The 13,488-nt window shown below is 53.3% G+C and carries 12 protein-coding genes; 4 read left to right on the top strand and 8 right to left on the bottom strand.

The features are described from left to right. Positions 1-163 precede the first annotated feature (163 nt). Positions 164-670 carry a sigma-70 family RNA polymerase sigma factor gene (locus QZ279_RS13930; RefSeq protein WP_293451947.1) on the top strand — a complete coding sequence of 169 codons (507 nt, stop codon included), beginning with the start codon at positions 164-166 and terminating at the stop codon, positions 668-670. Between the two features lie 5 nt (positions 671-675). Further along, on the top strand, positions 676-1,326 hold the full coding sequence (locus tag QZ279_RS13925) for a ChrR family anti-sigma-E factor (protein WP_293451911.1): 651 nt from the start codon (positions 676-678) through the stop codon (positions 1,324-1,326). Here QZ279_RS13925 and rmuC read toward each other — a convergent pair. The 4 genes from rmuC to QZ279_RS13905 form a co-directional block, all read right to left on the bottom strand. Continuing rightward, positions 1,323-2,477 carry a DNA recombination protein RmuC gene (gene rmuC / locus QZ279_RS13920; RefSeq protein WP_293451909.1) on the bottom strand — a complete coding sequence of 385 codons (1,155 nt, stop codon included), beginning with the start codon at positions 2,475-2,477 and terminating at the stop codon, positions 1,323-1,325. The genes QZ279_RS13925 and rmuC overlap by 4 nt on opposite strands. Next, positions 2,477-4,315, bottom strand: a complete 1,839-nt coding sequence (mutL, locus tag QZ279_RS13915) for a DNA mismatch repair endonuclease MutL (RefSeq protein WP_293451907.1) — start codon at positions 4,313-4,315, stop codon at positions 2,477-2,479. Before mutL ends, rmuC begins: the two co-directional genes overlap by 1 nt. A gap of 105 nt (positions 4,316-4,420) precedes the next feature. Continuing rightward, a complete protein-coding gene (locus QZ279_RS13910) occupies positions 4,421-5,743 on the bottom strand; it encodes an ammonium transporter (protein ID WP_293451905.1) in 1,323 nt (440 codons plus the stop codon). A gap of 24 nt (positions 5,744-5,767) precedes the next feature. After that, positions 5,768-6,106 carry a P-II family nitrogen regulator gene (locus tag QZ279_RS13905; protein ID WP_293451903.1) on the bottom strand — a complete coding sequence of 113 codons (339 nt, stop codon included), beginning with the start codon at positions 6,104-6,106 and terminating at the stop codon, positions 5,768-5,770. Between the two features lie 257 nt (positions 6,107-6,363). Here QZ279_RS13905 and QZ279_RS13900 point away from each other — a divergent pair, with 257 nt between their 5' ends. Then, positions 6,364-8,562, top strand: coding sequence for a PBP1A family penicillin-binding protein (locus QZ279_RS13900; protein WP_293451889.1), 2,199 nt, complete (start codon positions 6,364-6,366; stop codon positions 8,560-8,562). Positions 8,563-8,584: 22 nt separating this feature from the next. Here the strand turns inward: QZ279_RS13900 and QZ279_RS13895 are convergent, their stop codons facing one another. The 3 genes from QZ279_RS13895 to QZ279_RS13885 form a co-directional block, all read right to left on the bottom strand. Continuing rightward, positions 8,585-9,190: a phospholipid-binding protein MlaC gene (locus QZ279_RS13895; protein ID WP_293451887.1), complete on the bottom strand. Its 606-nt coding sequence runs from the start codon at positions 9,188-9,190 to the stop codon at positions 8,585-8,587. Positions 9,191-9,192: 2 nt separating this feature from the next. Next, positions 9,193-9,963: a VacJ family lipoprotein gene (locus QZ279_RS13890; protein ID WP_293451885.1), complete on the bottom strand. Its 771-nt coding sequence runs from the start codon at positions 9,961-9,963 to the stop codon at positions 9,193-9,195. A 184-nt stretch (positions 9,964-10,147) separates the two neighbouring features. Beyond that, complete coding sequence (locus QZ279_RS13885; protein ID WP_293451883.1) at positions 10,148-12,079, bottom strand: lytic transglycosylase domain-containing protein; 1,932 nt, start codon at positions 12,077-12,079, stop codon at positions 10,148-10,150. Between the two features lie 154 nt (positions 12,080-12,233). Between QZ279_RS13885 and dapA the strand changes: the two genes are divergently transcribed. Next, positions 12,234-13,109 carry a 4-hydroxy-tetrahydrodipicolinate synthase gene (gene dapA, locus QZ279_RS13880; protein WP_293451881.1) on the top strand — a complete coding sequence of 292 codons (876 nt, stop codon included), beginning with the start codon at positions 12,234-12,236 and terminating at the stop codon, positions 13,107-13,109. Between the two features lie 33 nt (positions 13,110-13,142). Here the strand turns inward: dapA and QZ279_RS13875 are convergent. Further along, positions 13,143-13,488 (bottom strand): helix-turn-helix transcriptional regulator (locus QZ279_RS13875; RefSeq protein ID WP_293451879.1); only part of this gene is annotated, 346 nt, incomplete at its 5' end.

Genomic DNA, 13,488 nt, shown 5'->3' with positions numbered 1-13,488 from the left:
TGGTCAACACCCGCGTAACTCTAATATGTTGATAAGCGTTGACCCCTTGGATCACCACATGACTCCCGCTCCCCACTTCGCATTCGGCGATCTGGGCAACAGGATAAAAAGACAGGCCAGGACACGAAACGTGAGCAGTAAACAGAAAGACTGGACCGCGCACATGTTTGCTATAAGGGACGATCAGGATCAGGCAGCTTTTGCCGAACTGTTCGCCCACTTCGCGCCGCGTGTAAAAGGTTTCCTAATAAAGTGCGGGGCAGACGCGTCGCTTGCAGAAGAGTGCACCCAAGAGGCGATGGCAGCCGTTTGGCGCAAAGCGCATATGTTTGATCCCACGCGCGCAAATGCGGCGACTTGGATTTTTACGATTGCGCGGAACCGCAAGATTGACGCGCTGCGCAAGCAACGCAGGCCAGAGCCGGAAGATTTACCATGGGGCCCAGAACCGGAACCCGATCAGACCGACGTTATCGGACTGAAGCAAGAAACAGATCAATTGGCAGAGGCGATCAAAGCGTTGCCAGAAAAACAGAGGAGTTTGATTGAACAAGCTTATTTCGGAGACCTGTCGCACAGTGAAATTGCAGAAATTTCAGGTCTACCACTGGGCACGATCAAATCCCGCATTAGATCGGGACTAGAACGCCTGCGCCATGCAATGAAGTGAACGAGATGACAGATATGATAAAACATCACCTGACGCCCGAATTGGTAATCGGATATTCCGCTGGTACCTTGCCAGAGGCTTTCAACCTTGCAGTCGCGACGCATATTTCAATGTGCGATACATGCCGCGCAGAGCTCGATAGCTATGATGCAGTGGGCGGTTGCCTTGTCGAGGGCGCGGATACGGCCGAACTTTCAGACGATAGCCTGATCGCAACGATGCGCCTGATCCAAGCGGACACTGGCAGCGCGAAAACGGTACAGCAACGGTCTGCATGCACCTTGCCATTCCCCTTGCAGGGTTATGTCGGCGGCGATCTTGCAGCGATCAAATGGCGTTCCATCGGTATGGGTGCAAAGCAGGCGATCTTGCCCACGTCCAAAGATGCATCTGCACGCCTTCTCTACATTCCAGCGGGCTGCGCGATCCCTGATCACGGTCACAACGGTATGGAATTGACGCTGGTTTTGCAGGGCGCATTCAGTGATGACGTTGACCGGTTCGCACGTGGCGATATCGAGGTCGCGAATGAAGACTTGGATCACACACCCGTCGCGGACATTGGCGAAGATTGTATCTGTCTTGCGGTCACAGACGCGCCCCTAAAATTCAACGCGTTCCTGCCGCGTCTCGCACAACGTTTCTTGCAGATCTAAGTTTTCGGCCCTGTGATCGGCACGACTGTACTACTGGGATCAGGTGCCAATTCCTCAAAATCAAAGTTGTCCAGACGGCGCGCGCGTCGTCCGGCTTTGTCTGAACTGATTTTAATTTCAGCAATATCTTTGGCCGCTTGACCAAAGTGGCGATCAAGGTTTTCAACACGCGCGCCAAGACGTTCGATATCTCCAAACAACAAACCTAGTTCACGACGGATCGCGCCCGCTTGTTCCTGCATGCGCGCGTCCTTCAAAATGGCGCGCATTGTGTTCAACGTTGCCATGCACGTTGTTGGTGAAACGATCCAGACACGCGCAGCAAACCCTTCGCGCACAAGTTCGGGAAAATTGGAATGCAGCTCTGCATACACCGCTTCAGAGGGTAGAAACATCAACGCACCATCCGCCGTTTCACCGTCCAGAATATACTTCTCTGAAATCGCCTTGATATGCACTCTCACAGCCGTTCGCATCATCCGCGCGGCCTCGTTCAAGTGCTGTTGCGTCTTTGCATTTCGCAACGCCTCATAGGCTTCCAACGGGAATTTGCTATCCACCACAATCGGCCCAGGGGGGTTGGGCAAGTGGATTAAGCAATCCGCAAGCTTGCCATTGGAAAGGGTCGCTTGCCAAGTGTAGCTATCAGACGGCAGCGCCTTGGACACGATGTCCTTCAGCTGGATTTCACCAAACGCGCCACGTGTTTGTTTGTTACTTAGAATATCTTGAAGGCTCAGCACGTCGCCCGAAAGTTTGGTGATATTATCCTGTGCCTTATCAATCGCTTGAAGACGCTGCTGCAACTCCCCAAGACTTTGCGCAGTGCGGCGCGCGGACCCCTGTAAATTCTCATTCATCGAACCACTCACCTGCGTGAGACGTTGTTCCATCAAGTGCAGCATGTTCGCTTGCGATGCAGCCGCGGCCTCGGACACATGGTTCAAACCGCCTGCCAATTGCTGTTGCCCATCCGATAGCAACTGGACCCGCTGGCCAAGCATCCCGATTTGTTGGGCCAAAGGTGCCGTCAACCGTGCGCTTCGGCCAACAGAACGCACAGTCACAATCAACAAAATGACGATCAGCAAAAACGCTAAGATTCCCGCAATCGCGGCCAGAACTAACGGGTCTTCTAAATCAATCGTCATCAGGTCCGCCCGAACAAACGTTCAATGTCAGCAAGCTTCAATTCCACGTAGGTCGGGCGCCCATGGTTGCACTGCCCTGAATGCGGCGTCGCCTCCATTTCGCGCAAAAGCGCGTTCATTTCTTCACCGCGCATCCAACGACCAGACCGGATGGAACCGTGACAGGCGACACGACTCAGGATCGCTTCAATCTTGGCTTGTACCGCAATGCTTTCACCCTGATCGGCCAGTTCATCTAGGATATCAAGAAGCATCGCTCTGGCGTTCACTTCGCCCAAAATCGCAGGGGTTTCACGCACAGCGATTGCACCACCACCAAAGGGTTCGATGCCAAGTCCGAGACGCGATAAATCCTCAGCAATCTCCATCAAACGCGCGCAATCGCCATCAGACATTTCGACAATTTCAGGAATCAACAGCGCCTGTGCCGCAACGCCATTCACGGCCATCTGCGTTTTCAGTTTTTCATACAACAAGCGCTCGTGCGCCGCGTGTTGATCAACAATCACCATCCCATCAGCGGTCTGCGCGATGATGTAATTCTCGTGAACCTGCCCGCGTGCAGCGCCCAAAGGAAATTGCTCCGGCGGCGTTTGGTCTTGGACGTGCTCAACAGGCTCAACCCGCGAAAACACACTCGCCGTCTCTTCAAACCAAGGCGCTTGCGCTTGATAACTCGCGCGCATCGCACCCTGCGATGGGCGATCCATTTGATAAACGCGCGCAGGCCCTGTTTGCTCAGGCCGCATTGCACCTAACGTTGCGTCCGCAACTGTAGACGACGCGCGATGCCCCGCTTCTGCCAACGCATGACGCAGCGCAGAAACAATCAAACCACGCGCTAAACTGGGATCACGAAACCGCACCTCTGATTTTGCAGGGTGCACGTTCACGTCCACCAACTGCGGTTCACAATCTAGAAACAACGCCGCCGCGGGATGGCGGTCGCGCGACAGGAAATCGAAATAGGCGCCACGCAATGCACCATAAAGCAGCTTGTCGCGCACAGGGCGTCCATTCACGAACAAGTACTGCGTCACTGCAGAGCCACGCGAATACGTTGGCAACGCTGCAAAACCTGTCAAATGCAAACCGTCTCGCTCGGCTTCAATGCGCAAAGAATTGTCCGAAAATTCAGCGCCTAAGATACCACGTAAACGGCCGTGCAACGCGTCGAACAGATCACCGCTTTCCGCATCTGCACGGAACGTAACACGTCCCTCGCCGCCTCCTGTAACATCACGCAAGATAAATCCGACGAACGGTTCCGCCATTGCCAAACGCTTGATCACATCTGTGATCGCTTGGGACTCCGCACGATCCGTGCGCATGAATTTCAATCGCGCAGGTGTCGCATAGAACAGATCGCGCAATTCTACGACCGACCCTTTGGACAAGGCCGCAGGTTTCACAGCGCTCATCGCACCACCCGCGACGGCAATCTGATGGGCGTCATACCCAGCCGCACGGGATGTGATCGTCAAACGGCCAACTGCGCCAAGGGATGGCAAAGCCTCGCCGCGAAATCCGAACGTGTGAATGTCTAGTAAATCACTACCATCAATCTTGGATGTTGCGTGCCGCGACAGCGCCAAAGGCAACGCATCCGGCACAATTCCACAGCCATCATCCACAACGCGGATCAGCGTTTTGCCACCATCGGCGTAAGCGATTTCGATCCTAAGCGCGCCAGCATCAATCGCGTTTTCAACCAGCTCTTTAACGGCGGACGCGGGGCGCTCAACAACTTCACCCGCAGCAATCCGATTGATCGCAGCATCATCCAATTGCCGAATAACGGGCTGTGTGTCGCTTATGTTGGGGTCACGATTATTCATGCCGCCACACTTAGCATAACCGTGCGCGATTCTGCCACGCGTCAGATAACAAAAAACCCAGGCACGAATGCCCGGGGTAGAGTCTCTCTAATTAGCTAAGGGAGGTCAGCCTTTTGAGAATTCAGGGTAGGCTTCCATGCCCAGCTCAGTTGTGTCCAGACCCATGATCTCAGCTTCTTCGCTGACACGGATGCCCACTGTTGCTTTCAGGATGAACCAGACCACTGCCGACACACCAAAGGCGAAGACGCCGACAACCATGATGGAATATAGCTGCACACCGAGGGACGCCGCATCATTGGTGAATGTCACCGCGATTGTGCCCCAGATACCTGCAAACAAGTGAACTGGGATCGCACCAACAACATCGTCGATCTTCAGCTTGTCCAAGAAGGGGACCGCAAAGACCACGATCACACCACCAACTGCACCGATCAACGTCGCCACACCAAGGGACGGTGTCAAAGGCTCAGCCGTGATGGACACAAGGCCCGCAAGTGCACCGTTCAGGATCATTGTTAGGTCAGGCTTTTTGTACAAAAGCTGCGTCAGGATCATCGCAGTAATCGCACCACCAGCAGCCGCAGCATTGGTGTTTGAGAAGATGCGCGAGATGTCAGAAACGTTGGCCGCGCTGTCCATGTACAGCTGTGAACCACCGTTAAATCCGAACCAGCCAAGCCACAGAATGAACGTGCCCAGTGTCGCGAGTGTCAGGTTAGAACCCGGCATTGGGATCGTGCGGCCGTCTTTGTACTTACCGATACGGGGTCCAAGAATAAGCGCACCAGCCAAAGCAGCCCAACCACCAACAGAGTGAACAACTGTAGAGCCCGCGAAGTCCTGAAAGCCCATGCCATCAAGGAAACCACCGCCCCATTTCCAGCTTGCCTGAATTGGGTAGATCAAGCCAACAAGGATGATCGTGAACACGAGGAAAGGCCAAAGCTTGATACGCTCAGCCAAGGCACCCGACACGATGGAGGCGGTCGCCGCACAGAACATCAACTGAAAGAAAAAATCAGAGCCGACAGATGCATACGTCAAATCAGGCTCTGCGCCCTCTAGGCCAACAGGCTCAAGCGATGTTGTTGCGAATGCGCCAAGCACACCCTCGATGGACCAACCATCGCCCGGGTACATCAGATTGTAACCGATCAAATAGTAAACGATCGTCGCGATCGAGAAGAGACCCATGTTCTTGGTCAACTGCATCGTCACGTTTTTGCCGCGCACAAGGCCCGCCTCTAACATCGCGAAACCAGCCGCCATGAAGAAGACCAAGAAGCCCGCAACAAGGAACATAAAGGTTGTGAAGATAAAGCCGATTTCGGCGTTGGTTGGCGTTGTGTCCGCCTCTTGCGCCAAACCGAGACTGGGCAAAAGTGCCAGCATAGCGGAGGCACCGAGTAATGTCTTGAGTGTCATATCCGTATCCTTCAAGTCGCGCGCTTAGAGTGCGTCGTTATTTGTTTCACCTGTGCGAACGCGTACCGCTTGTGCAACGTCCATCACGAAAATCTTGCCGTCACCGATTTTTCCAGTGCGGGCTGTTTCAGTGATCGTCTCGACCACTTGATCTGCCATTGATGCGCCAACGACGATCTCAAGCTTTACTTTTGGAACGAAATTCACAGCGTATTCCGCACCGCGGTAGATTTCTGTGTGACCTGATTGGGCACCAAAACCTTTTATTTCCGTCACCATCATACCGCGCACACCGATGGCGGTTAGGGCTTCGCGGACGTCCTCCAATTTGAAGGGTTTGATCGTTGCTATGATGAGTTTCACCTGATGAGCCTTTCTAAAAAGAGTTGGACGCGAGTCCCTGTTTGCACGCGCAGCAAAACGTTAAGAAGGCTGGGTTGGAAGGTAGAACGAGCGAAAAGTAGTCATGTTTTAAATCAACTTGATTAAATTTTAGTCTATATTTACTTTTTGCATAATAATTGTGCGAAATGATGTCTCTTCGATGACCCAATCCCCCTCAACATCTGCTCCACAACAGAGTATAAACGACTCATAATAAGTTCCGAGCAGGTTCAAACATGGTTCAAAAGAAACGCGCGCCTTCCAAGCTTGTCGCTGACAAGCGCAATGGCGGCCCGAAAGCACACCCAAAACCCAAAGCTTGCAAAACGCGCGCAGCCTACAAGCTACCCCGCGGACCTGTGGGTTGGATTATTCGCCTGTTCAGATGGATCATCCGTCTGGTTTGGGGATTTACGTGGCGCATCGGTTTCGTGTCCACCGTGATTGTTGGCCTTGGCGTTGCATACTTTGCACTACAATTACCTGATCCTGACGCACTCCTTGATGGCCGCGCGCGCGGATCAGTGACCTTGATGGATCGAACCGGCGAAGTTTTCGCGTGGCGCGGTGATCAATTTGGCGGCGCGATTACGACCGACACCGCCTCGCCCAACCTCACGAATGCAATCGTCGCGACCGAAGACAAACGTTTCTTCTGGCACTTCGGCGTTAGTCCACGCGGCGTCGCCAGTGCTGTGCGTATCAACCTGCGCGCCGGTCGTGGACCGCTATCAGGAAACGGTGGTTCAACGATCACCCAACAAACAGCGAAACTGCTCTGTCTTGGCCGCCCCTTCGATCCATCCATTTGGAAAAGTGAACGGGAATACGAAGCAGATTGCCGTCGCACGACCATGTGGCGCAAGATCAAAGAAGCATTGTTCGCGATGGGCATGGAGGCAAAATACACCAAAGCCGACATTCTCAACATCTATATGAATCGCGCGTTCCTTGGCGCAGGTGCACGCGGATTTGAGGCCGCAAGTCAGCGTTATTTCGCAAAATCCGCCGCAGAAGTGAACGCCGCAGAAGCCGCAATGCTTGCAGGCTTGCTCAAGGCGCCAACGCGCTACGCACCCACCAATAATCTCGCACGATCCCAAGACCGCGCGTCCGTCATCATCGGCTTGATGCACGATCAAGGCTACATCAGCAAAAAAGAGGCGGACATCGCACGGATTGCACCTGCAGAGCTCTCGGAGGCCGCAGAAGCAAAAGCAGGTGGCTATTTCGCCGACTGGGTCATGGACAGTGGACCCGAATTTTTCACGCGCGACACAACTGAAGATGTGATCATAAAAACAACGCTTGATCGTCGCCTCCAATCCGCTGCTGAAGATGCCATGCAATACATCTTCGCAGAGAAAGTACGCCAAGGATCCAAGGCCCAAGCTGCTATCATCGTGATGAGCGCAGATGGTGCGGTACGTGCAATGGTCGGCGGTCGAAACACCAAGGTTTCAGGCGGTTTTAACCGCGCGACCCAAGCAATGCGCCAAACTGGATCAGCCTTCAAACCTTTCGTTTATGCGACCGCGTTGGAACTAGGGCACAGCCCGAATGAACGCATTGTAGATGAATCAATCACGATCAACATTCCTGGCTCTGGCCCGTGGACACCAAAAAACTACACCAAGGATTTCAAGGGCTCAGTTACGCTTACTGATGCTCTCAAAGACTCGCTCAACATTCCGGCAGTCAAGCTTTCTGAACTGGTTGGCCGTGAAAACGTACGCAAAGTAGCTAGTGAATTTGGCATTGATAGCGATCTTGCAGCAGGCCCCGCCCTCGCGCTTGGGGCTTCTGAAAGCACGCTGATCGAAATGACGGGCGCATACGCGAGCATCCTGAACGGCGGATCTTCCGTAACGCCGTATGGCTTGGTTGAGCTTAGCCTTTTGGGCGATAGCGAACCCCTCATGGGTAGTGGGGGGGGCATTGGCGAGCGCGTCATCCAAGATGCTGCAGCGGGTCAATTGATCTACATGATGGAGCGCGTCGTCAGCCAGGGCACGGGCCGTCGCGCAGCGCTATCAGATCGAGAAGCGGCCGGAAAAACTGGTACAACCCAAGCCGCACGCGATGCATGGTTCATCGGATTTACCGCTGATTATGTTGCGGGCGTTTGGATGGGATACGACGATAACACACCACTTACGGGTGTCACTGGCGGCGGACTTCCTGCAGAAATCTGGCACGAAGTCATGGTACGTGTGCACGCGGGCCTGCCCGCAAGACCACTCCCTATGATAGCGCCTTCCCAGCCAGCCCAAGTACCACAAAGCCAAGCGCCTCGTCAGAACGGTGATTTCGAACCCATTCTCTCAGACGATGTCGCCGATACAATTCTACAGCGTGTTCTTAGAAGATTGGGACCAAGCAATGGCCCAACATTAGGCAAACCCAAGCGGAATGACTATGTGATTGACCGTTAAAGCAACAGCCAAGGTGGGCAAATTAGCCCGCTTTTTTCAAATCCGTGATCATAGCGTCGATGTTTCCGCCGCGCTTATCAATCATCGCGCCAATTTCAGAGCGCTCGGTCAAAAGCAGGTTAATACCTTCAATAGACATGTTGAAAAACTTGTCGCGGCCTGTGCGATTGGACACGAGGAAAGTCACCGTAAACGGAGATTCACCACGCAAGAAGGCTGTGGTTTTAACTGCAAACCAGCTTTTAACCGGACGGACGCTTTTCACCTCTAAGCGACCCCCAATGAATTCGCGAAACCGCGATCCGTACTTGCGCGCGACATAAGTCTCAAACGCATTAGAGAAATTCTTCTTTTGCAACGCGCTCGCGCGGCGACCATCATTCCCCATCGCGTAAGCTGCGATGTAGGACGTGTCGCCATACTTCGCAAATATCCGTTTGAAATCTGCATACATCGCATTTTCGGATTTACCAGACGCGATAATTTTATTGATCTCACCAACCAAGGCATCCACCAGTTTCTTCGCACTTGCATTGTCCAACGCAAGGGCCTCTGTCGGTGCAATCGAAACCGCAGCTATGACGGCACTAATAAACCCTGCAGCTTTTCGCCTAGTAAACTCGATCATGATTAAAATCCCTCAGTGTTAAGATCAAATGGATCAATCTCTTCAGCAGCATCACCATCACCCAGTTTAAAGCGACGGTTCTGCAAATATATCCCGCGGGCCTGTGAATAACTGTCAGCACTATCATACAGAATAGAATCGACAGCATCCGCATAGCGACCGCGATCCCCTACCTTTGACGCAACTCCAGCCCCTGTTCCAATATATTTTTCGGGACTAGGCAAAACTTGGCTTAGCGGGTTGGTGAACAGATCCACTACTTTTCCAAACGCCGCGCGTTCACTAGACGGACCAAGTCCAGGAAGTTCGAGATACGCACCCTCTGGCACGCCCCAGACATAAAGCGTTTGACCAAAATCACCTTCAATTGGATCTATTCCAAAATCGGCAGCAACATCAAAGAGCCCTGCAAATCCCAAGGTTGAATTAAATAGGAACCGCATAGAATTACGGAATGCACCTTCGATATTACCCTGCAAAACATTGTTAACAATTGTACTAGGTTCACTAAGGTTGGATGCAAAATTGCCGATGCTCGCTTCAAACTCATCTGGAATGATTTTAGTATAGCCCACACCAACTGGCCGCAGCAAAGCTTTGTCCAACGCCCGGTTAAGTTCGTGGGTCTGGCGGTTTTCCGCCTCATATGGATCGAAAGGGACATCGCTCGGATGGTTTGGGCCCGGCGTTGTGCAGCCCGCGACAAACAACGCGAGCGCAGCAATGAATGGAAAAAACGCACGTCGCGCGACTTTTGCTGAAATTCTAATCAAAATGCCCACCAAGCGGAGAATTCTTAACAATTACGATTTACTTAATATGCCTATGCAGAAGAACCACTGCAAAAACGTCTAACTCTATATTTTGTGACTCATTCGAAACAACATTCGCGAAATACGCTTAATGAAGTGTCGCACATTTGATCAAAATGGTGAAGCCATACGTTATTCCCAGACCTCAACGCATTTGAATAAGCTCTTTGGAAAATGACAAAGGCAACGGATCTAACCCCAAACGCGCCCGATAAATCGGCAGGCTTTCGGTGACGCGCATCGCATAATTGCGGGTCTCACGGAACGGAATGTGTTCAATCCAATCGACGATATCAACCTCGCCTTTGCGCGGATCGCCATACACATCCATCCAACGCACAGGCCGTCCTGGACCCGCGTTATAGCCAGCTGCGATCATCACAGGGTTACCGCCAAATTGCGTGTAAAGCCGTGCAAGATACGCCGTGCCCAGCTGTGCATTATACCGCCAATCTGTCGTTAGTTTCTCGCGGGCGTAATCAACCCCAAGTTCGCTTGCAACGCTCTTGGCAGTCGCAGGCATCACTTGCATCAAGCCACGTGCGCCAGCACCCGAAACAACAACAGGATCAAATTCACTTTCGCGCCGCGCAATCGCCAGCGCAAACTCGGTCGCAATCGGATGTGCCGATTTCGCCATGTCGTGGATCGCATAGTAGGGTGCAGAGATTGTAATACCACCGCTCGCAGCACGCTTGCCTATCATCACTGCGATATGGGGTTCGTTCAGATTAATCGCAACCTGCCCAAGCTGTGCCGCTTCAATCGGGCTAAGTCCTTCAGTCAAATGTGTGAAGAAGCGTTCAGATACCTCTAATTCACCCGCTTGCAATGCAAGCACCGCCGCTTGAAAAACAGTCGAGCCCATGAAAGCCGCTTCGCGCCAATCTGGCAAAGCAGCACGTCCACCAAGACTTTGATCAAACGGAACACCACCACGCTCAGCGGCGAGTAATCCATAAAAACTCGACTGATACTGTGCCCCGTCTTTGTAGGACGTTTGCGCAGCCTTACTGTTGCCCAACGCCTCATATGTGCGCCCAACCCAATAACCCGCACGACCACGTGAAATTGGTGTGACAACCGCGTCTTGATGCGCCTCGAAATGCGGCAGTGCTTTTGCGGGATCATTCAGAAACTGCAATGCGATGTACCCACTAAGCCATTCCAGATCCGCAAAAGACGATCCTTCAACTATATGGTGCTGACTGGCCAACGCATAGGCGCGCTCATAATTCTTATCGCGCATCAATTGACGCGCCAGCGCGCGACGCCGGTTCGCCCATTGTTCAGGCTCACCCAATGTTTTGGCGCTTTTGCTTTTCTCCAACGCAAATGCAACGGCGTCATCCTTGGAAGCTTTACGCGCTAGCTGGAAAAACCGTTCATAGCTCAGACCCGGATCATCCTGCAATTTGACCGGCAAACTTGCCACCAACGCATCAACACCTTTTGCACCAGCACGCACTTTCATCCGCGTCTCGGCCAATTTACGACAATTCTCGGACACCAATGGCAACATACGTTTTGTGTTGCTGGCCCAGTTCTTCCACAGAACCATATCAAGGCGCGCAACATGATGGTCTTTCAACAAATCGCCATGTTCTGACAACATGCGCGAATGGGTTTGCGGCCCTATCGCCATACTGCGCCACGCCAGAACCAAACCCGCCTCTGCGCTGCCTGTTTGACCGCTCGCCTTCAAAGCCCGCGCATGCGCCAAAGCACCCTGTGCGGTCTGGGGCAATTCATCCTTAAAGAACGTCAAGATATCTGCGTTGCTTGCGTCCAACATCGTTGGTTCACCCTTTTGGCGCAACAATCCCAAACCTGGCCAATCGGGGTTAAGATCTAGGAACAGCATCACCTCTTCTGCAGTGCCACCCCCTGCACGCAAACGATGCCATTCGATCAAGTCATACGCGATCGGACTGACGTCGCTCGCAATCGTGCGCGCACCGGCCCAATCGCCTGCGCGCATTGCCTCGAACGCACGTGAAAGGGGGACATGACTATCCGCACGCGTCAAAATCGGTGCGAAGCAGGTTAGAAAAAGCAAAAGGGCGAAACGCATCATGGCTTGCAATTCATTCAATGACAAAGGATAGACACCGCACAACCTAGCCTCTGGGGCGCTGGCTGCAATTCACATTTGCACCATCTCGCCCAAACGGCGCTAGGTGACGATTTCATTCGGGCCTTTCGCCCGCCACAACGAAGAGGAGTGTGTCATGTTTAAAGGGTCTCTACCTGCATTGATTACGCCGTTCAAGAACGGCGAGCTGGATCTGGATACATTGAAAAAACTTGTCGAGTGGCATGTTGGCGAAGGTAGCAATGGTTTTGTTCCCGTTGGCACCACTGGCGAAAGCCCGACGCTGACCCACGAAGAACACGAAACAGTCGTCGAAGAAGTCGTGCGCGCCTCTGCGGGCCGTCTTCCTGTGATCGCGGGTGCGGGCAGCAACAACACACTGGAATCCATCCGCTTGGCGCAGCACGCTGAAAAGGTCGGCGCGGACGCGGTTCTGGTCGTGACGCCCTATTACAACAAGCCAACGCAACGCGGTCTGATTGCGCACTACACGGCAATTCACGACAGCACGAACATCCCGGTCATCATCTACAACATCCCCGGTCGTTCTGTCGTCGACATGACACCCGAAACGATGGGCGAATTGGCCAAGCTGCCACGCATCACCGGCGTGAAAGACGCGACTGGCGATCTCGCGCGTGTACCTCTGACACGCCTGACCTGCGGCACAGACTTCGTTCAGCTATCTGGCGAAGATGCGACTGCACTGGGGTACAACGCACATGGCGGGGTTGGCATGATCTCGGTCACCGCAAACGTTGCGCCCAAGCTTTGCGCGCAAATGCAGGCGGCTACGCTTCGCGGCGATTTTGCAACCGCGTTGGAAATCACAGACAAGTTGATGCCACTCCATAAGGCCATCTTCACAGAGCCAGGTCTTGTGGGCGCAAAATACGGTATGTCCAAACTGGGTCTGTGCAGCGAAGAAGTGCGCTCACCCCTGACTGGCTTGACGGACGAGACAAAAGCAATGATCGACGCGGGCATGCGCCACGCAGGTCTAATCAACTAAGCAAACAGCGAAGGGCAGGTTTCGCGACCTGCCCTATTCGCGCGTGCGATATGCCGCTGGCGAACACCCATAGACCCTTTGGAATTCACGGTAGAAACTGGATCGCGTCAAAAACCCTGACTGCGCCATCACTTTTGCGACGCTTTGATCCGTCCCAAGCAACAAATCAGCGGCATGTTCCATCCGAAAATAGTTCACGTACTGCGATACATTCATATCTTGCGTGCGATTGATCGCCACCGACAGCGCGCGCACGGTCACATGCAAACGCCGTGACAAACGCTGCACCGACAGGTCAGGCTCCAAATACAATTGCGTCGAGATCAACAAAGCGCGCGCGTCTTGTTCAAGCCTCACATTGTCGTCACTCTCACCTTGC

It is taken from the genome of Planktotalea sp. (assembly GCF_018607965.1).
Taxonomy (GTDB): domain Bacteria; phylum Pseudomonadota; class Alphaproteobacteria; order Rhodobacterales; family Rhodobacteraceae; genus Planktotalea.
The sequence above is the reverse complement of the archived record's forward strand: the minus strand, read 5'-3'. Positions and strand labels throughout refer to the sequence as shown.